The sequence below is a fragment of the Alcanivorax sp. 97CO-5 genome, from assembly GCF_000524665.1.
In the GTDB taxonomy this organism is placed as follows: Bacteria; Pseudomonadota; Gammaproteobacteria; order Pseudomonadales; family Alcanivoracaceae; genus Alcanivorax; species Alcanivorax borkumensis.
The window spans coordinates 1-26,139 of the sequence record NZ_KI965877.1; the positions used below are offsets into that span (position 1 = coordinate 1).

A 26,139-nucleotide genomic window follows, 5' to 3' on the forward strand; every position below is an offset into this window, starting at 1 on the left:
TCAGATTTGGTCTGAACTAATACAAATCAGATCCTGCGGTTTCAGTCCTCTTGAGTCCTTGCAAGTGTAGGTTTTCGTACAAAAGCGCTAACCTGCCATTTTCCTTGTGGAAGAACCTCCAAATTTGACAAGTTTGACCATAATTATAGCGAACCCTGGAGCTGTTTAAATTGCCCCTGGATCACCGCCTTTTCCTGAAGAATTGCTTTGTTCTCGTCGGTCAGATACGTCACTTTATCCTGTGTGGTTTTCAATTCGGTTTTGGTGGCCTCCAAAGCCTGTGATAACACGGCCACTTCCTTATCGACTTCTGCTTTCTGAACAGTGAGAGCAGATATTTTTTCTGCCAATTGCTCATTTTTATGCTGGTTTTTCCGGTTCTTCGTCATGGCGTCTTCAAGGTCGCGTTTCAGCTTCTGGATATCATCTACCTTTCCGTTTAGGTCCCTGTTTAGCGTTGCATTGGCCTGTTCAAGTTTATCGGCATTGTTTTCTAACTGCGCATTGGCATCCAACAGCTCGGACGATCTTGACTCGGCCTGGGTGAGCCGGTGTTGCAGATCCAGGATCTGGTCTTTCAATCCCTGGTTAACCGAACGAAATTGTTCGCGCTCCTGTTGACGATCTTCGGCTGTTCGCTGCTGGTAATGCTCGAAATGGTCACGGATATCCCGGTTTTCCTGCTTGAGTTCCGTGACGGTTTCTTTCAAATCGGCGGTCCGGGCAATAGCCTCGTCCCGTTGCATCTCTGCCTTGGTCAGGTTGATGCGTGTATCTTCCAGAGCCTGAGTTTTCTGGTCTACTTCGTTGGTAAGTTGCCCGATCTGGATTTCTAAATCTTTCTGGCGGGCAGTGAGCTGCGTAATCGCGTTGCTGGCGTCGTCGAGCTTTTTCCGGAGATCTTCATTCAGCCCTTTGAACTCCTGTCGGGCCTGCTCGATGCGGTGGTCGGCCATCTGCTGCACTCGTTCGTGGAGAGATTTCACGACCTCCACCAAGTCGCTCGGGAGTCCATTGGTATCGGCCGCGTCCCCGTTATCGGAACGCCAGCGCTTGAGTAGTGGCGCGATCGTGCTTTTGCTGCCGGTGCCCAAATGTTCGCGCACCCGATCCACCGTAGGTTCTTGGCCTTTCGTTTTGATGGCTTCAGCGGCTTTGGCAACATCGTGGTAAGTGACTCCGGCGCGTGCCATAGGGATTTCCTCTCAGATTATTTGGTACCGTATTATGTATAACGTATTATTACATTATATTTATGATTTTCAAGACTACTTGAATTTCAAATATTAACTAACGATAATGACCATTATCGTTGGTTATGATAATCAGGCATAATTTTTTCACTTGTAACGCCGGTACATAGCCGCCTTTTGAGCGACCGCGATAGGAATTCGATTCATGCACAGCAAACCACCCAAATTGACCACTGACTTATCATTACGTAATGAGCGATCATATCAGATTGCCCATCGGGAATCCGAAGCGCTGCGTCACTATCTCCAGGCAGCCACCTCTGACAACACGCGCAAAGCGTATCGCTCGGCCATTCGCCAATTCGAAAAATGGGGTGGCCGACTGCCTACCGACAGGGATACTGTCGTGCGCTATCTACTGATCAAAGCTGAATCTCTCAACCCTCGGACACTGGATCTCCACCTGACGGCCATCGGCCAATGGCACTACTACCAGGGAGTCGCTGATCCAGTAAAAGATCCTCTCGTGCGCAAAACGATGGAAGGCATCCGCCGCACTCACGGCCAACCCAAACGCAAAGCCAAGGCGCTGCGCCTGGAGCACATCGCACAGATGGTAAAGCATCTCCAGCAACTACCAGATAGCAAGAAGAAGTATCGGGATATCGCACTGGTGCTAACGGGCTTCTTCGGGGCGTTTCGTCGCAGCGAGTTGCTCGCAATACAAGTCACGGACCTGGTGTGGGAGCCTGAGGGCTTGATCATTCGGCTGCCCCGTTCCAAGACCGATCAGCAAGCTACTGGCTTAGTGCGAGCCCTGCCTTTTGCAGGGAATCCAACCTGTTGTCCAGCCAGAGCAATAAAGCAATGGATGGATACCGCTGATATAGCGATTGGTCCGCTGTTTCGGCCGGTCAATCGCTGGGATCAGGTTCAAGCCAGGCAATTGAATCCTGGGGCAATCAATGATGTGCTCAAAACCCTTGGTAAAGCCTGTCAGTTCGATTTTGTCCCCGAACTGAGCAGTCACAGTTTTCGTCGCGGCCTCTCTACCTCGGCGGCTCGGGAACGCGTGGACTATGAACTGATTAAAAAGCAAGGAGGTTGGAAAAGTGATGCTACCGTTTGGGAGTACATTGAGGAAGGACAGCAGTTCAACAATAACGCGTCAGTCATTCTGATGGAAAAAATGAGTTTGCTGCTGAACGCTGAATCTCCAAAAAAGGGAAAGTAAACAGGATCGAAATCATCTCGGTGCGAACATGATAATGCCCATCCCTACCAGAGTGACGGCCACGCCAACAAAATCCCATAGGTGCGGGCGAATCCCATCCACACCCCATAGCCACAGCATGGCTGTCGAAACATAGACGCCGCCATAGGCGGCATAAACCCGGCCCGCGGTGGTTGGATGAAGAGACAGTTGTAGTTGAACAAATATGTTTGTAACCGTAACAAATAAGTCTGTAACTAAAACGGTGGAATGCAGGCTGTAGCGTGATTTAAGGCGAAAATCGTTCATTCAGTTACAAATATAATTTTCGGTAAGGCATATCTGACGACGGTAGAATCGGGGCTCCAGCACTGTCCAGTTACAGACTTATTTGTTTGCCCACAACAGTAACCAGGCAAACAACGCCAGGCTGAACGCAGCCGGCAGCAGAACCCATGCGGATGCCGATTTCTTCAGCCAGAGGTATGGCAGGTAGCAGCCGACTATTTCCGCAATAGCTGTGATGATAAACAAACCGAGCGTGTAGAGGATGGACATACGAAGTTCTCTTGTTAGTGCTGATCCGTTTGGCTGGGCACGGGTTGATCCCGGCAAGCTTCTTCGGGCAGTTCGATTTCAATTGTGGTGTGAGCCAGCGGGTATTGTTCGAGCGCCATAGCAATGGATTGTTTGATGGCACAGTATTCGTCAGGGCCAAAAACTCCCTCGTGATCCGCTACGATATGGGCCGTCAATACATGCTGTTCACCATCCAGGGACCAGAGGTGCTGGTGATGAATTCCGCTGATGCCATTAATGCCAATTAGTGTTCGCCGGATCTCTTCGTGAAGCGCCTTATCTGGAACAGCCTGAAAGAAAAGCTTGCAGGTTACCCAAAGATTCCGACACACATTAAACAGAATAAAGAGAGTAAACCCCACCGATAACAATGGGTCGAGAATAGGCCAGTCGGCAAACTGCAAAACGATTGAAATAATCAGCACTGCCACCCACCCCAGCACATCTTCCAATAAATGCCAGTTCAATACCTTTTCGTTCAGCGTATTTCCCTTGCTAAGGCGATAAGCAGCAATACCGTTGACGGTGACGCCCAGAATCGCCAGCGCTAACATGCCCTCGGTGACGGGCATCACTGGATTGGCCAGTCGGGGAATTGCTTCGCCTAATACCCACAGCGATCCGGCAATCAATACCAGGCCGTTGATCAGGGCGCCGAACAGGGACAACCGCCGGTAGCCATAGGTGAATTCGGTGTCGGCGGATTTACGTCCCAGCCGGTTCAGGAACCAGGCGCTGCCAATGGACAGACTGTCGCCCAGATCGTGCACCGCATCGGCCATGATAGCCGTGCTGTTGGTGAGCCAGCCGCCGATGAATTCGATGATGGTAAAGCCCACGTTAAGAAAGAACGCCATTGCTATGCGGCTTGCACTTTCATCTTTGTGGTGTGAATGATCGTGTTGATGCATGAGCAACCCTTACACAATAAATGTACCTGCCCTGACCGTAACGATAAGGGCAGGCACAACGTTTATGCCATGTCGCTTAACTTGCCTTTTGAAAACCAGGCAAACAGCACCGGCAATACAAACAGCGTCAAGAACGTAGCGGTTACCAACCCGCCCACGATCACACTCGCCAGAGGCTTTTGGATTTCTGCGCCGACACCATTCGACAGCAGCATGGGGATCAGGCCCAGTGCCGAGGTAATAGCAGTCATCAACACGGGCCTTAGCCTTGAAACCGCTCCATCAAACACCGCATCCGATACTTTAAGGCCGTCCGCAATCCGTTGATTGATGCTTTCCACCATGACAACGCCATTCAGTACAGCGACCCCGAACAGGGTGATGAAGCCCACTGAGCTGGGTACCGACAGATACTGGCCGGAAATCCAGAGTGAAAACACGCCACCAATCACCGCCAGCGGGACATTCACCAGAATCAGCATGGCCTGGCCAACCGAGGCAAAGGCAAAATAAAGCAACAAGGCAATTAATCCCAGCGAAACCGGCACCACCAGTGCTAAACGCTTTTGCGCTCTCTGCTGGTTTTCAAACTGGCCACCGATATCGACGGAATAGCCGGTGGGCAGGTCCACTTGCTCCACAATCGCCTGACGAATATCGGCAACCACGCTGCCCATGTCCCGTCCCTGAACATTGGCCTGAATTACAACCCGACGCTGCACGTCATCACGACGTACCTGCGGTGGTCCAGATGCGATACTGACTTCCGCCACATCCCCTAGGCGTACCCAGGCACCTGACGGGGCCTGTAAGCGCAGATCGGCAATGGTTTCACGGTCTTCGCGAAACCGCTCGGCGAGCCGCACGTAGATGTCGTAACGCTCGTTGCCATTGATGATCTGGCCGGCACTGGCACCTCCCAGCCCTTCGCGTACCAGCTCCATCACGTCGCCCACGGCCAGACCGTAACGGGACAAAGCTCTGCGGTTCGGCTTCACCACCAGTTGAGATTCACCGGCGATCTGCTCCATGGCCACATCGCGCGCCCCTTCGATTTCTTTCACTGCGGCCTCAATGGCCTGGCCCTTTTCGGCCAGCACGGCAAGATCGGGACCAAACAACTTGATGGCCAGCTGCGCTTTGACGCCCGAGAGCAACTCGTCCACACGGGTTGCGATGGGTTGCGAGAAGTTGAGCAGTAAGCCTGGGTGTTGCTCCAGTTTCTGTTCCATCAATGACTGGAGTTCATATCGGTTGTCTGCACTGGTCCATTCCGGCACCGGTTTAAGGCCAATATAGATCTCGATGTTATTCACCGGCTCAGGATCGCCGCCGATTTCAGCCCGGCCAATGCGCGACAGCGCATAGGTTACCTCCGGGAATTCCATCAACTTGGCCTCCAGTTTGGGGGCCACTTCCAGGGCCGTGTCCAGACTGGAAGAAGGTGCCAGGGTGACACGCAGATTGATGGTACCTTCCTCCAGTTCGGGCACGAACTCCGTACCCAGGCGGGGCAGCACCAGCGCAGCCGCTATCACCATAACGGCTGCAACACCCACCACCATTTTGCTGTGCCCCATCGCCCAGGCTAATCCTTTACGATAGAGCCTGTCGAGCGGCTTCAACACAAAGCTATCGCGTTGACGCACACCCTTGCGAAAGAGGTAGGTGGCCAGTGCAGGTACGATGATCAAGGCCACTAACACTGCCGAGAGCATAGCCAGCATGATACTGATGGCCATGGGCTGAAACAGTTTGGCTTCGACACCTTCAAAGCTAAACAGCGGCATGAAGACAACCAGAATAATGGCCGTGGCAAAAAAGATGGGGCGAGCGACTTCCTTACCGGCTTCCTGCAGGCGCAAGGCAATACCATGACGGTCGTGGGCCACATCAAAAGGGTCCACGTCATCGGAATCCACCCGCGATTGTCTCTTGGTATCATGTTCAGCATCCGGGTGCGTCAGATGTTTAAACATGTTCTCCACCATCACTACGGAGCCATCCACCAACATGCCAATGGCGACCGCAATCCCCCCCAGCGACATTAGATTGGCCGACAATCCGAACCACGCCATCACCATTAAAGCGATTCCAATGGAGATCGGGATGGACATCAACACCAGAAAGGTGGCGCGCAGGTTCATCAGGAATAGCGCAAGGATCACGACGATGAAAATAAACGCCAGCAGCAGGGCATTGACCACAGTCTGCACCGCCTGCGTGATCAAATCCGCCTGATCGTAAAATGCCTCGAAGCGAACACCTTCCGGTAATGCCTGGTTAATACGCTCAATGCGCGCACTGACTCCATCAATGGTGGCCTTGGTGTTGGCCCCCATTCGCTTGAGCACGATGCCGGACACCACCTCGCCGAGATTCTCCACCTTGTCGTCGGCGTTCTTGCGCGTCATGGTCACCGCGCCCTGACGGATCTCACTGCCCAGCGCCACTTGCGCCACATCGGACACGGTGATCGTAGTACCGTCCACGGTTTTCAGTGGCACCTGACGGATCTGTTCCAAACCCTTCTCACCATGATCCAGCCAACCCGTACCCCGGATCACCAGTTGCTCCTGGCCCCGGTTCATATACCAGCCGCCGACGTTGGTGTTGTTGCGCTCCAGTGCCATCATGACTTCGTCCTGGGTCAGCTCGTAGGCCAACAGTCGGGACGGGTTCAGGTTTACCTGGTACTGACGCACCTCACCGCCGAACGATAGCACATCGGTCACACCCTCGGCCGGAATCAATAGCAGCTTCACCACCCAGTCGTTCAAACTGCGCAATGCCATGGCATCGAAACCGGCATCGGGTTCGGCCACGAGAAGATACTGATAGACCTGACCCAGACCGGAAGTATTCGGGCCCATTTCCGGCGTGCCGACGCCATCGGGGATCAGCTCCTTGGCAGCCTGAAGCCGCTCAAATACCAGTTGCCGGGCAAAATAGATATCGGTGCCTTCTTTAAAGACTACGGTGACGCCGGACAGGCCGGTTTTGGAAATGGAGCGCACCTCTTCCACATCCGGTAAGGCGTACATCACGGCTTCGATGGGATAGGTAATAAGCTGTTCCACCTCTTCGGCAGCCAGCCCCGGTGCTTCGGTATTGACAGATACCTGCACGTTGGTCACATCCGGAAAAGCATCCAGATTCAGTTTTGGAATAATAAAAACGGCACTGACCGTTAGTGTGATCAGGGCTATCACCACCAGCAATCGGTTGATGACCGCCCAATCGATAATTCGGTTAAACATGGGGTCTCCTACTGCTTAGTGGTTATGGGGGTCAAAGCCGCCCTTGGCGATCTGAGAGGCAACAAAGAAAGCGCCCTGAGTGACGATGCGAGCCCCCGGACCGACACCGCTAATTTCACGTAGCGGCCCGAGCGCTCGACCCAGCTTCACCTCCACTGGCTGGAATTCGCCAGGATGGTCTTCCACGAATACCGTCCAATCTCCGTCTGCGCCGCGCATCAGTGCGGTTTCGGGTACCGCCAGCACGGGTCTTTTAGTCTGGAATCGGAAATACACCTCGGCGAACTGGCCGGGGTGCAGGCGGTGTTCCGGGTTATTGACCAACAGGCGCACGGTACGGGTACGGGTGATGGGGTCAATGGTGTGCGCCTCCTGAGTGACCTTGGCGTTTACACGGACATCCCCAGCCACCACTTCCGCTCTTGTTCCCGCGCCCAGCGTCAGGGAGAGATCGGCGGGCAGGTGGGCCTCCACCCAGAGTTGCTTTTCATCGGCCAACGCAATCAAGGGCGCGCCCGCCTCGATGCGCTGCCCCTGCTCGAAATCATCGCTGAGCACCGCGCCGTCAATCTCGGCATGCAGGGTATACTCCCCTAATGCAACAGATTGCTGAGGAGCGACCAACGCTTGCAAGTCCGAGGCCGAAAGGCCGTAGGCCAGCAGCGTCGCCCGGGCTGCCTCCAGGCTGGTTTTGGCCGTGATGTAACGCTGTTCACCCACGGTTTTGCGCCCAAGTTCCTCTACTCTTTGCCATTCAGGCCAGGCCGTGCGGTAATTGGCTTGTGCCTGCGCCACGGCTTCACTGAACAGAGTAACCAGCGGCTGACCCTGTTCGACGTGATCGCCGAGGGCGACATGGCGGCGCAGCACCACGGAAGGCACCCGGGGCGATACTCGGTAACTGGTGTAACCGTTGGAAAGGATCTCCCCCGGTGCGTAAAGCTGATAATCGACCTTTCTGGGAGTCAGTGGGTTGATCTGAATATCGGCCAGGGTCATTTGCGCCGGGTTCAGTGACGCAGAAGCAGCTTCTTGGTGACCTCCATGCCCACCATGATCACCGTGGTCACCGCCCTCGCTATGCTCTTCATGTCCGTGTTCTGAGCCGGAGTTGTGCTCGTCGTGGGCGCTGTGTTCATCATGATTTTCGTCGCCATGATCATCGTGCGCATCCTTGTGATCACTATTGACGTCCTCGCCGTGTTCCGCGTGGCCGTGCTCGGTGTCAGGCTTATGGTCATCATGCTCTTCATGGTTTTCCTCACGATGATCGTCATGATTATCCTGTTCGCTATGGGGTGCCGCCGTTATCGCTTTTTCCTGCCCATGCTCACGTGCATGCTCAGACTCAGATTCTTTGGCGTGGCTGGCGGTTGCGGTCGCAAGACCCGCCACCAAGATGGCTACCAGTGTTTTATTCATGTTTATCATTCCTGTTTAATTCGTTGACGCGGTCGATGACTTTATTGCGTTGATCAGGTGGCCCGATTGCTGAAGTGCTTCGGTGAGCGCAAGCCGTGTCTGCTTTTCCAGCTCAATGCCTGCCAGCAGGCTTTCGGTGCGTTGATTCAAGGCCAGCAGATAATTAGTGGTGGACAGATCACCCGTGCGCCATTGCCGTTTCAGCAGTTCGGCGCTGTTCTCGACCCGACCCTGAACAACCTCTTGCCAGCGGCGATATTGCTGTTCAAAGCGCTGCCAGGTGGCCTGTGCAGCCTGCCAGTCAAAGCGCTGCTTGCGGTAGATAGCCTGAAAACGAGCCTCGGCCTCCAGCGCTATGCGTTCGGTGGCGCGAGTTTCTGCACTGAAGTTGTTGCGGACATTCAACGGGATGGAGAAGGTCAGCCCGACAACGCTCTCTCCACCATCACGACCGGAATTGACGCCAAAGGTGGGCTCCGCCTTGGCGGTACGCCGTGTCACTTCAGCTTCCTCCTTCAGCGACTGCCAGCGGGCGTGGGCGCTGGCTACGGCCGGGTGTTGCAGTAACTCCTGATCCGAGGTCAAGTCTGGCTGGGAGGGCCAGAAATCATCAGGAATGCCGCCTCGCGTGGGCGCCCATGCGGGCAGCAGCTCGCGAACCCGGATTTCGGCTTTCTGTATCGCGGCTTCGGCCTCGGCAACCTGAGCCAGCTGCTGTGACAGGGACAGAAAGGTGAGTTCGGCATCGATGCTGCCCAGATCACCTGCCTGCTGGCGCTTATCCACCTGTTCGAGCAAGGCGTTAAGTTGCTGCTGTTGCGCTTGGGCAATGGCGGCGGCGCGGTTGGCGGCATGCCACTCCACCAGTGCGGCAAGCGCCTCGGCGGTTTTGTCCAACACTTGTTGCTGGTACAGCGCTTCGGCGGCGCTTCGCATAAAGCCCGCCTGCTGCCGTCTTGCACCCCGTCTGTCCCACCAGTCGATGGTCTGCTGAACGCCGACCCGGTAGTTGTCTTCCTCTCCATTACGCTCCAAATCGGTGGACAGCTCCGGGTTGTAAAGCGGCTGCTCCAGCGCATCGGCGCTGGCGTTGGAGCCCAGCAATTGCTCGCGGGCGGCAAGCACCTCGGGGTGTTGTTGTATCTGGGAGGCGAGCCAGGCGCTCCAACTCGATGTCTCTGCGTAAGCAAACATGGGCAGAAAAAGCACGCACGCGCCCAGCAAGGCCCGTCTGGGCCAGTCAAATCGTCTCATATTGATGCTCCTGAAATTCAGCGTGCGACGGTTTGGTCGTGCACCGGATTTTGCCGTTGTTGGGGTTCATCCCGGTGAAAGGCGACCTTTATTACGGTATCACCAGGCAAGGCGGGGAGCTTTGCAGAAAAACGCACGCCGCCCTTGCGTGATGCGCGTCTGGTGAGAAGGCGCGGTGAGTAATCAGTGGTTGTTTCCGCAATCAATTCGTTATCAGCAGACCAGGCTGCGATGTCTACATGGCCTCGGGGAAGGCCGTAGCGCAGGTGAGCATCCATCCGTCCGAAGACGGTCAGCTCCGCGGCGGTATGGTTCACGGTCACCTGGCGGAAATGCCAGCGTTGGTTGTCGGTATTGACGACTTCAATTTCAGGCAAGCTGTTTTCGGCCTGAGCGGAATTGACAAGCGCGAGCCCAATAGCGATCTGTTTCATGATGTTTCACCCTAAAATAAATACCAATTGTTCGCTGTAACCCAAGGCTACAGAGGCTGATGACGTGCTGTTGAGGCGCGATCAGGCGATTGGAGGGCGAAACAGAGAGGGGGGAATACCAGAGGTGAGGTTGGCCTGATAGTCGGCTTGTCCGTTTTCTGAGAATAAATCGGCTAAGTGTGAAGTGGCTCCGATCAGAACGACAGAGCCGTGGCCATGACAATGGCAGCAATGGTGGCAGTCATATACAGACTGTCCGGGCTGATCGGGTGTCTGCTTGGCGAGCAGATTGTCGTTGTGGGTATCAGTGGCAGTGGATTGATGCGAATGGTCGAATTCCAGGTGCTCCGTCCCGGATTGATGAAGCTGGTGAACGTCCGCCATGGCAGCCACAGATTGCAGGGCAATCAGTAAGGCCAGTAGACAAGTTAAGTAATGGCGGATGTTCATGTGGAATGTGGAGCCCTTATGCTGTCAGGTTCAAAACACTAGCTGCTAAAGACTATCATATTATAGAAAAGTTTCTTCAGTCTTTTCCGAGTAGACCGTTCTACAGCGTGCATTAATCACCACAGCAGCTTCTCCTGCATTTAGGTGGGAGCTGAAGCAGAGGGTCTCGACATTAACGGTTGCCGCATTAGACAGTATCCAATTGTATACAACGCAAACCATCATGCCACCAGGTTCAAGTGGGCATCGATGACATCCCAAGGGGCCTGCAAGGCGCCGGTTTCCGTCCGCTTCAACAAACCCGCTTCCTCCAGGGCGCGGGTATCGGCATGAACATTCTTGTAGTCACGCGCCAATGTGGTTGCCAGCGCCCGTACACTCATCGGGCCCTGTTGGCGGAGCGTCCTCAGCACCTCCAGACGTCGAGGGGTGATCACCGCCAGAAGCATGGAGAGGTCTTCGAAATTCAAGTGAACCTCTGTATCGATTTTCTCGCCGCGTTCTGCCCGTTGCCAGGCATCCACAAAGCGATCAAACCCTTTGTCAGGATTTTCAGTGCCAATATGGATATGCTGTTTAGTCATGTTGTTCACCTCGCAGTCGTTCGATGTCGGCTTTAAAGTCGGCGATAAGTTGTTGTACGGAGATCCAGGTGTAATTCTCTTCGTGCTCTTGTCCTCCAGCGTCTCCGTAATGCCGGTGATCCCCTTTGCCGCGCTCATTGTCATAGCGGACCAGGCAGTGGCCGGACTGGCCGTAATAGAGCCGGTATTTCAACCCATGTGGTCGCTCCGCGTCGGGAGCCGGTAGTCGCCAGATCACCATTTCGCGGATGGCGCCGTCCCGGTAGACGTACTTGTCCCTGAAGAGTAATTCTGCTTTCATATGGCTAATGATACCATATGGCGTATATGCGTGATAGTGGTGTATAGTATCGAATTCTGTGGAATGCAACCGACGTTATAAAAATCTAGAATAATCATGACCGCCTTACATGAAACCGCTTATCCGCGGTTAAAGTCTCAGCCGACACCTGAGGATCTGGTTACCGTCTATACGCCGAACCAGGAAGAGCTTGAGCTGGTTCGATCCCAGACTCGCCAGCCTACCGCTCGCTTGGGATTCATGGTGTTACTAAAGACCTTTCAGCGTCTGGGCTATTTTGTTCCCATTGCTGAAGTGCCGGAGGCAATACTGAACCATCTGATGACGTGCCTGGAACTCAAAAGTCAGGCCGCTCCTCTGGAAAATTACGATACTTCCGGCACTCGTCAGCGGCATCTCAAGTCGATCCGAGACTTCCTGGGTATTACCCCGGTTAGCGACACCACTCTTGAGTTTCTCAAGTCTGCTTTGCGTGAGGCGGCCACCACCAAAGACGAGATCCCGGATATCATCAACGTGGGCCTGGAGTCGATGGCAAAGGCCCGGTACGAACTGCCAGCATTTGGTACCTTCGTGCGTGAGGCAAAAGCAGCGAGAGCACAGGTCAATCGTGAGTTGTTCGAGGCTGTATACCATGACCTGTCTGAAAGCGCCAAAACCCGTATTCAAGAGGTTCTGACGCCCACTACGAAAACGAGCCAATCCAAGAGCCTTTGGGACCTCATCAAGCAGGAGCCACGAAAGCCGACGGTCAGCAACGTGAAAGAGTTTGTAGACCACCTCCGCTGGTTGAGAACCTTTGACGATTGTCTGCCGAAAGACCTGATGCTACCCGCGCCCAAGCTCAAGCGCTTTGTCATTGAAGCTAGAGCCCTCAACGTCGCCAACATGAATGAGTTGGCCGAGCATAAGCGCTATGCCTTGGCGGCACTTTTCATTCGCGCCCAGACAGGAAAAGCCTCTGATGACATTGCCGACATTTTTATCCGTATCGTCCAGAATCTGATCAATCACGCCAATGAAGCCCTTAAACAGCATCAGCTCTCACAAACTCAGCAGGTTGACGCTCTAATCGCGGCATTACGGGATGTTATCCAGGCGTATCAGATTCCCGGTACCGAGATAGAGCGCCTCGACGCGATTGCCCAGGCATTTCAGGGAGAACCCGACGAACTTAAAAAGCGCTGTGACGAGCAGTTGGCCTATGCCAACAATAATTATCTGCCCTTTATGCTGTCACTCTACCGGAGCAAGCGGGCTCTGTTGTTCGATTGCGTTGCCCACATGGATTTACAATCGACGACTCAGGATCAATCGACGCTCGATGCTCTGGCCTTAATCATGGGGCATCGTCGTAGTCGTAAGCCGACTCTGGATGCCGTGAATGCCAAGGGCGAGCCGCTTGATCTGTCGTGGATACCCGATAAATGGTTAAAACTGGTCACTGGAAAAACGACCCGCAACAGAAACAACACGGAAGTGCATCGAAAATATTTCGAACTCTGCTTGTTAACAACGCTGGCCCAGGAGTTGAAGTCTGGCGACGTGGTGATCATGGGCAGTGATAAATATGGCGATTTTAGAGACCAGTTGGTGAGCTGGGAGGAGTATCACGAACAGATCGCCGAGTACGGTGAACTGGCCGGCATCATTACCGACCCCAAAGCGCTTATTGCCGAACTTAAACGTTGGTTGAGAAAGTCATCGAATGAAACCGATAAAAAATTTCCGGGCAATGATCAGGTCAGAATTGAAAAAGGTGAGTTGGTCATTCAGCGCGTTAAACGCAAACCCATTCCCGCCGCACTGGAAAGAATCAATCGTGCATTGGATGACCGGCTGTCGGAAACCAGCATCCTCGACGTATTAATTGATATGGAAAAATGGCTGGGATTAAGCAAGGGTTTCAAGCCATTATCGGGGCATGAAACCAAACTCACCGATCATCAGCGTCGCTTTATCGTTACCTTATTTTGTTTCGGCTGCAACCTGGGGCCCACACAAACCTCCCGTTCCATTGAGGGCATTAACCGTCGCCAGATTGCGTGGTTGAACCTGCGTCATTCGACAGAGGAGAAGATCGATGAGGCCATTACCAAGGTCATCAATGCCTACAATCGATTCTCCCTACCGAAGATTTGGGGTACCGGCAAGACGGCGTCAGCCGACGGCACCAAATGGGATCTTTACGAGCAAAATCTTTTGAGTGAACACCATTTGCGGTATTTGGGTACCGGTGGCCTCGGCTACTATCATTTGTCTGATACCTATATTGCGTTATTCAGCCACTTCATTCCCTGTGGTGTTTATGAGGCCGTGTATATCCTCGATGGATTATTGAAAAATCAGTCAGACATTCAGCCCGATACCATACATGGAGATACCCAATCCCAGAGTGAAGCGGTGTTCGGGCTCGCTTACCTGCTGGGCATCAAGCTGATGCCCAGGATTAGAGGCATTAAACATCTGAAGCTCTACCGGATCAGCAAAGAGGATCACTTTAAGCATATCGATACCTTGTTCAAGGACACCATAAAGTGGGAGCTGATCGAATCGTGTCTGCCCGATATGCTACGCATTGCGTTATCAGTGAAAGCCGGAAGAATCAACGCATCGACCATTCTGCGACGATTGGGAACCTATTCCAGAAAAAACAAGCTTTACCTGGCTTTGCGAGAGCTCGGTCGAGTCGTTCGGACCGTTTTCCTGCTGCAATACATTGCGGAGGCTGAAATCAGGGAAATGATCCAGGCCGCGACGTGCAAAAGTGAGGAATTTAACGATTTCTTGCAGTGGGTGATGTTTGGCAATGATGGCTTGATCGCGGAGAACGTTCGGCACGAACAGCAAAAAATCATCAAATATAATCATCTTGTCGCCAACATGATTATTCTTTACAACGTGGTGACAATGACAAAGGCGCTTGGGGAGTTGGCAGAAGAGGGCTATCCGATTGACCCCGAAGTGCTTGCCGGGACATCACCTTTTCGCAGGGGCAATATCAATCGTTTTGGAACGTACTCAATGAATATGGACCGGGAAGTCCCCAACATCGAGTTTAACATACCAATCCCAATACCAGACAAAGACACCGGGTTGATCATTAATTAATCTTGTGGCTGTTTATTTAAGGAATCGTTGCCGACCCTCGTGATCAAGTTCCACGGGGTTTGCTCAGCCCGTTCAACTTTAATCCAACTCATTGTGATTAACTCTCTAGGTGTGTAAAGCCAACAGGTTGCTTATAACAGGAAGTCTGCTGATGCGCGGTCGCAGATAACGGCTTTGCAATCGCTTGAGAAGCAACTCGTTTCCCTGAGAGCGAGGTGCAACGATGGCCGTGAAGTTGATGCTTGCGGGGTTCTTGCAGGCATCAGCGAAGGCATCGTACAACCGCAATAGATCAAAGTGTCGATTTTATAGTTCTTAACCACGCCGCCACCTGTCGACATAAGCCTCGGTACCCAGCATGCCAACAGGCGCCTGGAATGGCATCGAGAGACACTTTCACGCTTCATCAAGTAATGCTATTGAAGGCTGTGGCGTAGCAGAAGAGCATGCCAGAGGGAGCAGAGCTGGCGATCAATAGTTACATAGCTCAATATTAAACGTTGACATGGGGGCTACCCCAAGGTTTATGTTGTTAATAGCACATTGCTTCGGACTATGCTGACACCATATGTTTATTGCTCGGTTTTTCATTAGTTGCCTATTTCTGCTTAGCATCTCCTTGCAGGGGATGGCAGCGGTGCAATTGGCGCAGCCTTGCCCCATGGAACAAACCATGATGCAGGCAGACATGGATGACCGTTGCAGCATGATGTCCGCCATGCCACAAAACGATTGTTGTCTGGATGGTGAATCCAACACGCACAGCGGCCCGGTTTGCAAGCCTGGCCAGGAGTGCCATGCTGGGCAGCTCTCGATCATGAATACGGCTCCGGCGGTTTCTTTTCAGGCAGCAAATCCGGCTACCCCTCATTTTTCTAACCCTCTCTATCTCCCCCTTGCCTTATCTACCATCTGGCGACCGCCTCTAGCGCTTTCTCACTGATCTTTTCGGGGTCCGGCCTGGTCTGGGCCCACTGAGGGCGCGTTGCGCGCCATGATCCGTGTTGGAGTGACACATGTATTGGATATTTCTGAGCGCCGGCCGGTATCGGCGCGCACTCGGCTGGCTAGCGCCCTCCCTGCTGCTAGCTAGTGTCCAGGCGTTTGGGGCAGAAGGCCTGACTTTTGATCAGGCGCTACAGCTCGCCTTACGTCAATCACCGGAATTGCGGGCGGAATCGGCCCGCGTCGAGGCCGCTCAGCAGGCAGAAGGGCCTGCCGATGCTTTGCCCGATCCCACCCTGATTCTTGGCCTCGACAATGTACCTGTGGATGGCGCCGATCGTTACAGCCTGTCGAGTGATTTCATGACCATGCAGCGTATTGGTGTAACCCAGCGTTTCCCCAATCGCAGCAAACGCACAGCAAGGGCAGAAGGTGCCAGACAGCAAATCGGCTTAACGGAGGCCACGAAAGAGGCCACTCGTCTGGCCGTGCTGCGTCAGACCGCTCAAGCCTGGATTGAGCTCCACACTCTGGATCGTCAACTAGTCCTGCTGGAAGAACTCATTGCTGAAAATCGTTTGTTCGACAAGGCAGTGCGTGCCCGGCTTTCATCGGGTCAAGGAAAGGCTATTGATAGCGTGGCACCCAGGCAGGAAGCCGTGACATTACTGGATCGGCGAGATGCTCTTCTGGCCAGGCAACGCCAGGCTAAGGCTCGTTTAATACGCTGGCTGGGGGAAGCCGGCCGGCAATCACCGGCTGGCCAAGCACCTGATTTCGCCATCAATGCTGAACAGTTACTGAATAGCCTGCATAAGCACCCTGAACTTGAGATAGCGTCGCGTCAGGCTTCTGTCGCCCAGGCTAACGCGGACGAGGCTCGTGCCGCCAAGAAGCCGGACTGGGCTTTAACTCTGGCTTATATGAATCGTGAAGAATTCAGTGACATGGCGATGCTACAGGTCAATGTGGACCTGCCATTGTTCAGCCGGTCGCGCCAGGGGCCTCGCATTGCCTCGGCGGAAGCTGAGTGGCAAGCACTGGAATCTCGTGCAGAGGCGGTACGTCGCGAACATGAAGCGATGCTGCAGAGCGATCTGGCCGAATATGAACGCCAGGAACGCACGCTTGCCCGGCAACGGGAGCGACTGGTGCCTCTGGCAAAAGAGAAAGTGGGATTGGCTAGGGCCGCTTGGCGCGGCGGTGATGGCAGTTTGGCCGATCTTGTACGGGCACGTAGCGAATGGCTGGACGCCAAACTGAAGGAGATTGATCTCAGCGGGCAGTATGACCAGCAGGCAGCCGCCCTCCATTTTACCTACGACCACCACGGCATGGTGGGCGAGGAGCAAGATAATGAACATTAAACGCAATGCCTTGATCGGTTTGGCTGCCTCGCTGTTGTTGCTAGCCGGAATATATTTGGGCCGTTACGTCACCCCTTCGCAGAGCAGTATATCGATGGCGATGGACAGCGGTGAAACCAACAGCAAAGCGGATGAAAAGGAAGTGCTGTACTGGTATGACCCTATGTATCCCCAGCAGCACTTTGACGAGCCCGGGCCCTCACCTTTCATGGATATGGAGTTGGTGCCCCGTTATGCCAATGGTGGTGATGATAGCGATCAGCCAACGGTCCGTATTGATGCAGCCATGGTACAAAATCTGGGAATTCGCAGTGCCTCGGTGGTCGTGGCTCAGTCACAATCTCAGCTTGATGTCACGGGGTTGATTGCTTACAACGACCGCGCCCTGACACGCCTGCAAAGCCCCGCGCCTTCCTTCGTAGACAAGGTCTGGCCTCTGGCTGAGGGCGACACTATCTCCAGTGGTCAGCCGCTGATGCAATTGAGAGTTCCGGCCTGGACTGGAGCTCAGCATGAATGGCTGGCCGTGCTCGGCAGCGGCAACAACGAACTGATCGTCGCCGGGCGGGAGCGCCTGTTGTCATTGGGCATGCCTGCATCCCTGATCCGAAGTATTGAACGCCAACGTAAACCGCTGGAAACCTGGACGGTGACAGCTCCGCATGATGGCGTGATACGCAGTCTCAATGCTCGTGCTGGCATGACGCTGTCGGCCGGTGCTCCCGTGGCGGAGATTCAGTCACTCAACCCCGTGTGGGTGGAGATAGCAGTCCCGGAACGCCAATTGGGGCAAGTCAGTAGTGGTAACGCTGTTGACGTGACCGTTCAAGGAGTGAAGCCAGCACTGCGTGAGGGGCAAGTTGCCGACATTCTGCCTCTGGTGGATCAGTCCAGCCGAACTGTGCCGGTGCGAGTGACCTTGTCCAATGACGAGGGTGATCTGCGTCCGGGCATGAGCGCTCAGGTACGCATTCATGGCGAAGCCACACAGAAAGCATTGGCCGTACCAACCGCAGCCTTATTGCATACAGGAAAGCGCAGCCTGGTGATGCTTGATGAGGGGGAGGGTCGATATCGTCCGCAGGCAGTGTTGCCGGGGGGCGAGCTGGGAGACCAAACGCTGATCCTGGCAGGGCTGAAGGAAGACCAGAAGGTGGTTGTCAGTGGTCAGTTCCTGCTCGATTCCGAAGCCAGCCTGCAAGGCATTGCCGTTCAGGAGCTGGCTATGTCAGATGAGACGGAAATGATGAACGCACTGCACTATGCCGAAGGTGTTGTCGAGCAACTGAATGGCAGCAAAATAATGCTGGACCATGGCCCTTTCAAGAGCTTGTCCATGCCTGCCATGACCATGCGTTTTAACCTGGCGAATGAACAAGTAGGCAAAGGGATATCGGTAGGTGATCGCGTGCGCATTGGCATTCGTGATACAGACAAAGGGTTGATTGTGGAGCGCCTAGAAAAGCAGGAGGCGGAACAAAAAGACACCCAAGTGAATTCGTTGCATTACGCCGAGGGGGTTATCGAGGGGCTATCCGACGGCAAGGTCAAGCTTAAACACGGGCCTTTTGAGACGCTCGGTATGCCTGGCATGACCATGCGCTTTCGTCTTGCCAGCGAACAGGTGGCCAGCGATATAGCAGTGGGCGATCGTGTGCGCGTCGGCGTCAAAGATACCGATAATGGCTTGACGGTGGTGTCTCTCGACAAACAGGAGGTTGCACCATGATCGCTACCCTGATTCGCTGGTCGTTGGCTAACCGATTTTTGGTGCTGCTGGCGACGCTGTTCATGAGTGCGTGGGGAATCTGGTCTATCAACAATACCCCCGTAGATGCTTTACCGGATCTGTCCGATGTACAGGTGATTATCCGCACCAGTTACCCAGGTCAGGCACCGCAGCTGGTGGAAAAACAGGTTACCTATCCACTTGCCACCACCATGCTGGCCGTGCCAGGTGCGCGCACAGTACGTGGTTACTCGTTCTTCGGTGATAGTTATGTTTACGTGTTGTTTGAAGATGGTACCGACTTGTATTGGGCACGCTCACGGGTGTTGGAATACCTTAGTCAGGTCCAGTCTGAATTGCCGCGTACAGCACGACCATCACTTGGGCCAGACGCTACCGGTGTCGGCTGGATTTATCAGTACGCATTGATCGATCGCACCGGCCAGCATGATCTATCGCAGCTAACCTCGATACAGGACTGGTTTCTAAAATACGAGCTGCAGACTCTGCCTGACGTTGCAGAAGTGGCAACCATAGGCGGCATGGTACGTGAGTATCAGGTAGTCCCTGACCCGGTCAAACTCGCCAGCCATGGGATCAGTCATCAACAAGTACGCAAGGCGATAGAACAAGCTAACCAGGAAACCGGGGGAGCAGTGCTGACGCTGGGCGAAGCGGAGTTCATGGTGCGCTCCAGTGGCTACCTTCAATCACTCGAAGATTTCCGAAAAATCCCACTAAAACTGGTTGATGGGGTGCCAGTACAGCTTGGAGATGTGGCGCAGATTCGCCTTGGTCCGGAGATGCGGCGTGGTATTGCCGAGCTGGACGGAGAAGGGGAAGTCGTCGGCGGGGTCATCATTCTGCGTTCGGGCAAGAACGCCCGCGCCGTGCTATCTGCCGTGCATGAGCGACTTGAGACACTGCGGGAAAGCTTGCCGGAAGGGGTTGAGATCGTCACCACCTATGATCGAAGTGAGCTGATTGATCGAGCAGTCACAAACCTCAGTTACAAATTGATTGAAGAGTTCATTGTAGTTGCACTGGTGTGCGTATTGTTTCTTGGCCATTTGCGTTCGTCACTGGTGGCCATCATTTCCCTACCGCTGGGAATCCTTGCTGCCTTTATTGTGATGCGTTACCAGGGCATCAATGCCAATATCATGTCGCTTGGCGGCATTGCTATCGCTATCGGCGCTATGGTGGATGCAGCAGTGGTGTTAATCGAGAACGCTCACAAGAAAATTGAGATTTGGCATCGGGATAACCCAGGGCAATCTCTGACTGGTAATGCGCATTGGCGAGTCATAGAGCAAGCAGCTGTCGAAGTGGGGCCAGCGCTGTTCTTCTCGTTGCTAATTATTACCTTGTCGTTTATTCCTGTCTTTACCTTGGAAGCACAGGAAGGGCGGCTATTTGGCCCACTGGCATTTACCAAAACCTGGGCTATGGCGGCGGCAGCCGGCCTATCGGTGACATTGGTTCCACTGTTAATGGGGTACTGGATTCGGGGAAAGATACCTTCCGAGGAAAGTAATCCAATCAGTCGCTTTTTGATTAGTTGTTATCAACCCGTACTAGAGCGAGTCTTGGCGTGGCCGAAAACCACCTTGCTGGTTGCCGGTTTAGTTTTTGTTACCGCCTTTTGGCCGCTAAGTCAGCTTGGTGGTGAATTTTTGCCACCGCTGGATGAGGGCGATTTGCTGTATATGCCAAGTGCCTTACCAGGCTTGTCAGCACAAAAAGCTACCGAGCTTCTACAGCAGACCGATCGGTTGATCAAAACGGTGCCTGAGGTGGAGCAGGTGTTCGGCAAGGCGGGGCGTGCGCGGACAGCGACTGACCCTGCACCATTGACGATGTTTGAAACCACCATCCGTTTCAAACCCAAGGACCAATGGCGTGAAGGCATGACAACGGAGAAGCTTGTCGAAGAGCTGGACCGTATTGTACGCGTGCCTGGACTGGCAAATATCTGGATTCCTCCGATACGCAATCGTATCGACATGCTTGCCACTGGCATCAAGAGCCCAATTGGCATCAAAGTAGCGGGTAATGACCTAGAGATCATTGACCAGGTGAGCCGTCAAATCGAACAGGTAGCCAAACAAGTACCCGGTGTCTCCTCAGCATTGGCTGAACGGTTGACTGGTGGTCGTTATGTAGATATCGATATTCGGCGTGGCATTGCGGCTCAGTATGGCCTCAACATCGCGGATATTCAGTCGGTTGTCAGTGGTTTGATTGGTGGTGAAAACATCGGTGAGACAGTGGAAGGGCTGGAGCGTTACCCGATCAGCCTTCGATATCCTCGCGAGTGGCGCGACACGGTGCATCGCTTACGCGATTTGCCCATAGTCACTCCCGAAGGAAAACAAATTACCCTCGGAACCGTGGCGGATATCAAGATTACCGATGGGCCACCGATGTTGAAAAGTGAGAATGGCCGACTGTCTGGGTGGGTGTATATCGATGTTCGGGGGCGTGACCTAGCCTCGGTAGTGGATGATCTACGTGCCTCAGTGAATGATGGAGTCAGGCTGCCAGAGGGCGTCAGCTTGTCCTTTGCCGGTCAGTTTGAGTTCCTGGAGCGGGCCAATGCGAGACTGAAAGTGGTGGTGCCGGCGACCTTACTGATTATTTTCGTACTGTTATTCCTGACCTTTCGCCGTGTCGGTGAAGCCTTGCTGATTATGGCGACGTTACCGTTCGCGGTGACCGGTGGTATCTGGTTCTTGTATCTGTTGGACTACAACCTGTCAGTGGCTACTGGTGTCGGCTTCATCGCCCTGGCGGGTGTCGCTGCCGAGTTTGGCGTAATCATGTTGCTGTACCTAAAGCAGGCGTGGCAGGAGAGACAGGAGCAGGGCCAAAAGGATGAAGCTGCCTTGATGGGTGCTATCCGTGATGGCGCGGTATTACGTGTTCGACCTAAGGCGATGACTGTAGCTGTTATTATTGCCGGCCTTCTTCCGATTTTCTGGGGGGGAGGTACAGGTAGCGAGATCATGAGCCGCATTGCTGCGCCCATGGTAGGAGGGATGGTAACAGCACCTTTGTTATCACTTTTCGTACTGCCCGCAGCCTATCTGCTGATGCAACGACGTGATAGGAATCCGGATTGACCAAGCTTAAAGCTTGGGTGGTAATCTCCTAGTCTTGGCGCCGGATCAGCTGCTGATCCGGCACTGATAATTGAGGGGGGGGGCTGCGATACCCCCCCGAAACGAATAGTCATGTCCAGATGCCCTATGGATGGCTGGTTGTGGTAGAGAGTCACAGGGGTAATAACTTATTTCTCTATAGAACAATAGGTTACGATGTTTTTGGGGGATTTTGCACGTTTGTCTGCCAACCCTCAAGATGGCACCATTTACCTCCGGGCTGAACGAAGTGGCGGCGGAGATGGACGAGTTTACACAATCACTTATCGTGCAACGGACGAAAACGGTAATGTAGGCTTCGGTTCTGCCGAGGTTCTCGTTCCGCATTCCAAGGGCAAGTAGGGCAAGCAAAGCCTTATTCGTGATTAACCTGCCGGCCAAGATAAACTGGCCGGCAGGCTTTCTACGCTCAAAACCAGCAAGGAACAAATTTTGGGCGGCTTCAAAAATTGGCACTTATCAATTTATTGCTTACCTCTTGAATTTATCCAATTTTTCCGAAAATGCTCAGACTTCCCTCGCTCTTTTTCAAGCGCTTGTTTAAGCCTGGAATTCTCATGCCGAACAGAGCCAAGTTCTTTTTTTAGTCGATCTATCTTGTTTCTCAGCAGGGCTTCAACATGCCGAGACTCCTCGGGTGTTCTAGCTGGAACGGTGACATTATCAATTTTTACGCTCGAAGCCCGGTCTCCCTCCCTCATACTAGAAATCTGGTCTTTAAAGTTGTTGTAAAGATACTGTCGGCTTACACCAGCCAGCTTGGCAACAGCTTTAAATGTGATCGTTTCATTGCTCTGCTTCAATTGATCAACCGCTTGCTCGACGGCTCTACGCTTTTGAAGGCTGCGCTCATCCCTGGCCTGACGCAAACCATCAAGGTTGTCTTCACTCATTTATCCTCCAGTGAGGTTTTGCGCGCTTGTTGCTCACGACCTTGATACTGGCCATCAGCTTCAATCGAAGAAACTATGTCATTAAGCCGCTTGTATATTTCCTTGTTTTTAGCAAGTCTGCGGCCTGTAATTTCAGACATACGACTTTGCTGATTCTCCTGCAAAGCCACAAGCTCTTCTTGCTGCTCTTCAATCAGATTAATTACTGCGCCTTTCTCATTCTTAAAGAAATCTACATCTTTGGCGTCAGCGCGGTAATGTTTGCATGTATAGCAAGCATTCGCATGCTCACACCAATCACCAATTTGAGCAGGCATAGTGCAAGCCCCGCCACACACCCGTGTAGCTCTTATCTGACCTTTTCTTACGAGGAGGTTGGCTACGCTTTCATCTACCTCCCCTTCAATTGTGTAAAAGCGGCCGCCGCCATTTTGCAGAAGAGCTTTTTTCTTGAGCTCAAGCCGGTTGTTTATATATACGGTGGCCATGTCAGGACTGGCATGGCCAAGCTCCATCATAATCGATAATATGTCATGGCCATCTTTGGCCATTGAGGTGCCTTTGGTATGCCTCAGAGGATGCCAGGAAAATGAAAGAGGGGACCCGTCATCAGACAATACACCAGCGCTTACGCATTGTTTTTTTATTTCGCCCATAGTGTAGGTGGGCGATGTAAAGCTTTCATGAGTGCCATTGAATACAGGGAAAAGGTATTTGGTCTTCTTTCCGTGTCGTTTAATAACTGCAGACCGTTGCTCTTCAATAGCGTTAATTATCTGAGCATGGTCTTTATTATTCTTGTGCAAAGGCTTTACATTCCACTTGCTAACTTTGCTCTGCCAGAATGTAAGCAGCATGAAATCTGCGTCGTTCGGGTCTTCATCTAGACAGTCAAACAAAATGGCATGGCCATCCTCAGATCTCATGCCAGCCCCCATTATCAAAGTAAAAACACATGGGGTAGGTGAGGGCGCATGCTTTACTGCGGAATAGAGCTCATCAACAATTCTCTGAGAGTAAGCACGGCCACCGCCTTCCTGCGCATAACCCAACCTTCCAAGACCTTCTTTATAATGCACATTCTTAATTTTCTTCGAAGATCGAGCTGAAACAGTTAAGCCAGGCCAAATGTCAGGCCACTTCCTGGCTGCTGTAGCCAGCATAGCCAGTGTGTCAGTATACCAGTTTCTGCCATACAAGCCTTTTGCGTTCCCCCAATCAACAAACATATCACCAATAAGAACATCCGTTATTGAACTGGGAGATGGCCGCTCGAATGTCTCATGCATGAAATTGCTAAAATGCTTAAACCGCCCAACATAGCCCGGCAGCGTTTTGGGTCCGAGTTCATCGTGACTGATTTTGTCGAGAATATGCTCTCTGACAGCATCCCTTAACCACTCCGGAAACTGGAATAGATTGACGTAGCTGCTTTTTTGCTTTTGGAGGTCCTTATATCTCACGTGATACTCGGAATACAAATCATCGAGGAGCAACACATTCCGTTTTCTTAGGCTTTGAAACTGCTCGCGCTGTATTATTATTTTCTTATGGAAGTCCCCGACAACAGTAATATTAGGGGAGGTGTATTTCTTTTCCTGCAGCTCACCTGACTTGGTGTAGTTTATTTTTACCTTTGACCTGTTTGGGTTCTGTTTTTTATCGAACAATATAAAACTCGCAATCAGGTCTTTGTTATGGCCTTTCTTGCTAGGGCCAATTGAGCCTTTTAGTGGAAATTCTGGATGCGGGATGTCGGCTATGCATGTCACCTCGAATTTTTGTAGCGTATTTTCGCAGCATTCCATCAGCCAGCTCATTGGGAGCCTTCTTCTTTGAACTATAGACTGTGAATTCATTCTTGGATCAGACAAAAGGTTGGCCCAGTAGAGCTTGAGCTCCAGTGAAGGAGTCTCAGGAATCCCAACAAATGATATAGGACTTCGGGCGGCTATATATTCATTCACAAAACAGGGAATTTCTTCTAGAAGGGTTTTGCTCCATATGTTTTCTTGGACCAGTGCTGGTGATATAGCATTCAAACGCGCTTCCATTTGCGTCAGATATAAATCAGCGCCTTCTTTATTATTTGAAATCAGCTCTAAATCCATTTAATGCCTCGCTCAGTCAATTGCGCGCCAGATTCCATAAATTCATCAAGCCGCTCCTTCAGCTTGCTTGGGCCGGTCAGATGTAATTTTCGGACTTCACTACTAAAGAGGTGTTTGTAAAAATCGAGTGTTGTTTGAGGGCTGGCATGCCCAAGTCGATCAGCGACGGCTAGCAACCCGTGTCCATCAGCGATAGCCTCACTGGCATGTGTGTGGCGAAAGTGGTGCCAAGTAAATGTATAGCCCGTACGTTTGATTAAATACGTTTTTAGATTCTCGGCATAGCTTCTAGATAGAGCTTTTCCAATCCTGCCTTTCTTAACATTACAGAACACATATTCCGTCCCTGATTCAAACGCTGCTAGGTATTCTGTGCTTGTAATATAATCTTCGTACATTTCAAGCAGGTAAGGCATTACAGGGATTGCTCTAGCACGCTTGGATTTAGCCCTGGCTCCATTTTCGTTGTCAGATCGTGGAATTACCCAAATAACGCCGTCTGCTAGGTCAACATCAGCATGGCGAAGCCCCAAAGCTTCGCCGATCCGCATTCCGGTGTTGTAGAGGAGGGTGACAAGAAAAGCGTCACGGACCAGGCTGCATGCCTTTATGAGCTCCAGAACCGCCTCAGGCGACATCCTTTTTTCAGTTACTTTCTTCCTTACGGCCCCCAGATCTCCTTTAAGGTAAGGATCTTTCTTCCTGACACTTCTACGTTGATTGATGTGTTCAAGGAAAGGCTTGTAGCTGCCTACAGGCTGATGTCGATTGCTGACAGCGACTGATGCAAAAGCAGGCTCTCTGCCAGTCAAATAGCGATAAAAGGACTTAACAGCCAGGTGCACCTGATTGTTCACCGTTGGGCTCAGCCTAGCTACAGGCTCCAATGAAGGAGAAAGAAAGGCAAGATTTGAGGAAACATCGGCCGTACCGTTCAGATAGTAAGGTAGCCACTCAAGGAAACGATCATAGTCGGAAACAGTTATCCCGATGATTTCCTTGTTATTTGAGTGGAGGTAAGTCCCAAGGCGAGCAACATGACGTGCATATGCCTGGATTGTATTGGGAGAGAGATTGATCTGTTCAAGATGCACAATCCAATCACGGATGTCGTCTACAGGGTTTCCGTGCTCATCAACAACGGTCCATGAATAGTTAGAATCATCAAATCGGATCTTTACGAGTTCCAGCACAAGCTGCTTCCATGCAGAGTGGACA

The 26,139-nt window shown here is 52.6% G+C and carries 18 protein-coding genes and 2 pseudogenes; 6 read left to right on the forward strand and 14 right to left on the reverse strand.

Annotation, left to right across the window (positions count from 1 at the left end):
* Positions 1-143: 143 nt before the first annotated feature.
* Entirely contained in the window at positions 144-1,193 is a 1,050-nt protein-coding gene (locus Y017_RS00005; protein ID WP_035458163.1) for a DNA-binding protein, read from the reverse strand.
* 205 nt (positions 1,194-1,398) lie between these two features.
* Here Y017_RS00005 and Y017_RS00010 point away from each other — a divergent pair, with 205 nt between their 5' ends.
* Complete coding sequence (locus Y017_RS00010) at positions 1,399-2,427, forward strand: site-specific integrase (RefSeq protein WP_035458165.1); 1,029 nt, start codon at positions 1,399-1,401, stop codon at positions 2,425-2,427.
* 12 nt (positions 2,428-2,439) lie between these two features.
* Here Y017_RS00010 and Y017_RS14945 read toward each other — a convergent pair whose 3' ends face one another.
* From Y017_RS14945 to Y017_RS14960, 10 genes and pseudogenes are all read right to left on the reverse strand, one after another.
* A complete protein-coding gene (locus tag Y017_RS14945) occupies positions 2,440-2,715 on the reverse strand; it encodes a YnfA family protein (RefSeq protein WP_081737543.1) in 276 nt (91 codons plus the stop codon).
* Positions 2,716-2,814: 99 nt separating this feature from the next.
* Positions 2,815-2,964 (reverse strand): annotated as a pseudogene (locus Y017_RS14950) (hypothetical protein); the annotation flags it as partial.
* 14 nt (positions 2,965-2,978) lie between these two features.
* On the reverse strand, positions 2,979-3,896 hold the full coding sequence (locus Y017_RS00020) for a cation diffusion facilitator family transporter (protein WP_035458167.1): 918 nt from the start codon (positions 3,894-3,896) through the stop codon (positions 2,979-2,981).
* Positions 3,897-3,958: 62 nt separating this feature from the next.
* A complete protein-coding gene (locus Y017_RS00025) occupies positions 3,959-7,156 on the reverse strand; it encodes an efflux RND transporter permease subunit (RefSeq protein ID WP_035458169.1) in 3,198 nt (1,065 codons plus the stop codon).
* 15 nt (positions 7,157-7,171) lie between these two features.
* Entirely contained in the window at positions 7,172-8,578 is a 1,407-nt protein-coding gene (locus Y017_RS00030; protein WP_035458170.1) for an efflux RND transporter periplasmic adaptor subunit, read from the reverse strand.
* 15 nt (positions 8,579-8,593) lie between these two features.
* Entirely contained in the window at positions 8,594-9,832 is a 1,239-nt protein-coding gene (locus Y017_RS00035) for a TolC family protein (protein ID WP_035458172.1), read from the reverse strand.
* A 17-nt stretch (positions 9,833-9,849) separates the two neighbouring features.
* On the reverse strand, positions 9,850-10,266 hold the full coding sequence (locus Y017_RS00040; RefSeq protein ID WP_035458174.1) for a hypothetical protein: 417 nt from the start codon (positions 10,264-10,266) through the stop codon (positions 9,850-9,852).
* A gap of 81 nt (positions 10,267-10,347) precedes the next feature.
* Positions 10,348-10,716, reverse strand: coding sequence for a hypothetical protein (locus tag Y017_RS14955; RefSeq protein WP_081737544.1), 369 nt, complete (start codon positions 10,714-10,716; stop codon positions 10,348-10,350).
* Between the two features lie 221 nt (positions 10,717-10,937).
* Positions 10,938-11,300: a MarR family transcriptional regulator gene (locus Y017_RS00050; protein WP_035458177.1), complete on the reverse strand. Its 363-nt coding sequence runs from the start codon at positions 11,298-11,300 to the stop codon at positions 10,938-10,940.
* A complete protein-coding gene (locus Y017_RS14960; protein WP_050751203.1) occupies positions 11,293-11,601 on the reverse strand; it encodes a DUF6516 family protein in 309 nt (102 codons plus the stop codon). Before Y017_RS14960 ends, Y017_RS00050 begins: the two co-directional genes overlap by 8 nt.
* Before the next feature lie 96 nt (positions 11,602-11,697).
* Here Y017_RS14960 and Y017_RS00060 point away from each other — a divergent pair, with 96 nt between their 5' ends.
* The 5 genes and pseudogenes from Y017_RS00060 to Y017_RS00080 all read left to right on the forward strand — a co-directional run bounded on the left by Y017_RS00060 (position 11,698) and on the right by Y017_RS00080 (position 21,878).
* Positions 11,698-14,712, forward strand: a complete 3,015-nt coding sequence (locus tag Y017_RS00060) for a Tn3 family transposase (protein WP_035458180.1) — start codon at positions 11,698-11,700, stop codon at positions 14,710-14,712.
* Positions 14,713-14,868: 156 nt separating this feature from the next.
* Positions 14,869-15,003 (forward strand): annotated as a pseudogene (locus Y017_RS14965) (Cd(II)/Pb(II)-responsive transcriptional regulator); the annotation flags it as partial.
* A 725-nt stretch (positions 15,004-15,728) separates the two neighbouring features.
* Positions 15,729-17,024 carry a TolC family protein gene (locus Y017_RS00070; RefSeq protein ID WP_035458183.1) on the forward strand — a complete coding sequence of 432 codons (1,296 nt, stop codon included), beginning with the start codon at positions 15,729-15,731 and terminating at the stop codon, positions 17,022-17,024.
* Entirely contained in the window at positions 17,014-18,753 is a 1,740-nt protein-coding gene (locus Y017_RS00075; protein WP_035458185.1) for an efflux RND transporter periplasmic adaptor subunit, read from the forward strand. The genes Y017_RS00070 and Y017_RS00075 overlap by 11 nt, the downstream gene beginning before the upstream one ends.
* Entirely contained in the window at positions 18,750-21,878 is a 3,129-nt protein-coding gene (locus Y017_RS00080; protein ID WP_035458186.1) for an efflux RND transporter permease subunit, read from the forward strand. The genes Y017_RS00075 and Y017_RS00080 overlap by 4 nt, the downstream gene beginning before the upstream one ends.
* Before the next feature lie 503 nt (positions 21,879-22,381).
* On the opposite strand, the gene Y017_RS14835 is transcribed toward Y017_RS00080, so the two are convergent.
* From Y017_RS14835 to Y017_RS00100, 3 genes are read right to left on the reverse strand one after another with little or no spacing between them, the layout of a single operon-like run.
* Positions 22,382-22,810 carry a DUF6262 family protein gene (locus Y017_RS14835; protein WP_050731506.1) on the reverse strand — a complete coding sequence of 143 codons (429 nt, stop codon included), beginning with the start codon at positions 22,808-22,810 and terminating at the stop codon, positions 22,382-22,384.
* Positions 22,807-24,921 (reverse strand): tyrosine-type recombinase/integrase, encoded by a 2,115-nt coding sequence (locus Y017_RS00095; protein WP_035458190.1) that lies wholly within the window; start codon positions 24,919-24,921, stop codon positions 22,807-22,809. Before Y017_RS00095 ends, Y017_RS14835 begins: the two co-directional genes overlap by 4 nt.
* On the reverse strand, positions 24,912-26,114 hold the full coding sequence (locus Y017_RS00100; protein WP_011588636.1) for a tyrosine-type recombinase/integrase: 1,203 nt from the start codon (positions 26,112-26,114) through the stop codon (positions 24,912-24,914). Before Y017_RS00100 ends, Y017_RS00095 begins: the two co-directional genes overlap by 10 nt.
* Positions 26,115-26,139 lie beyond the last annotated feature (25 nt).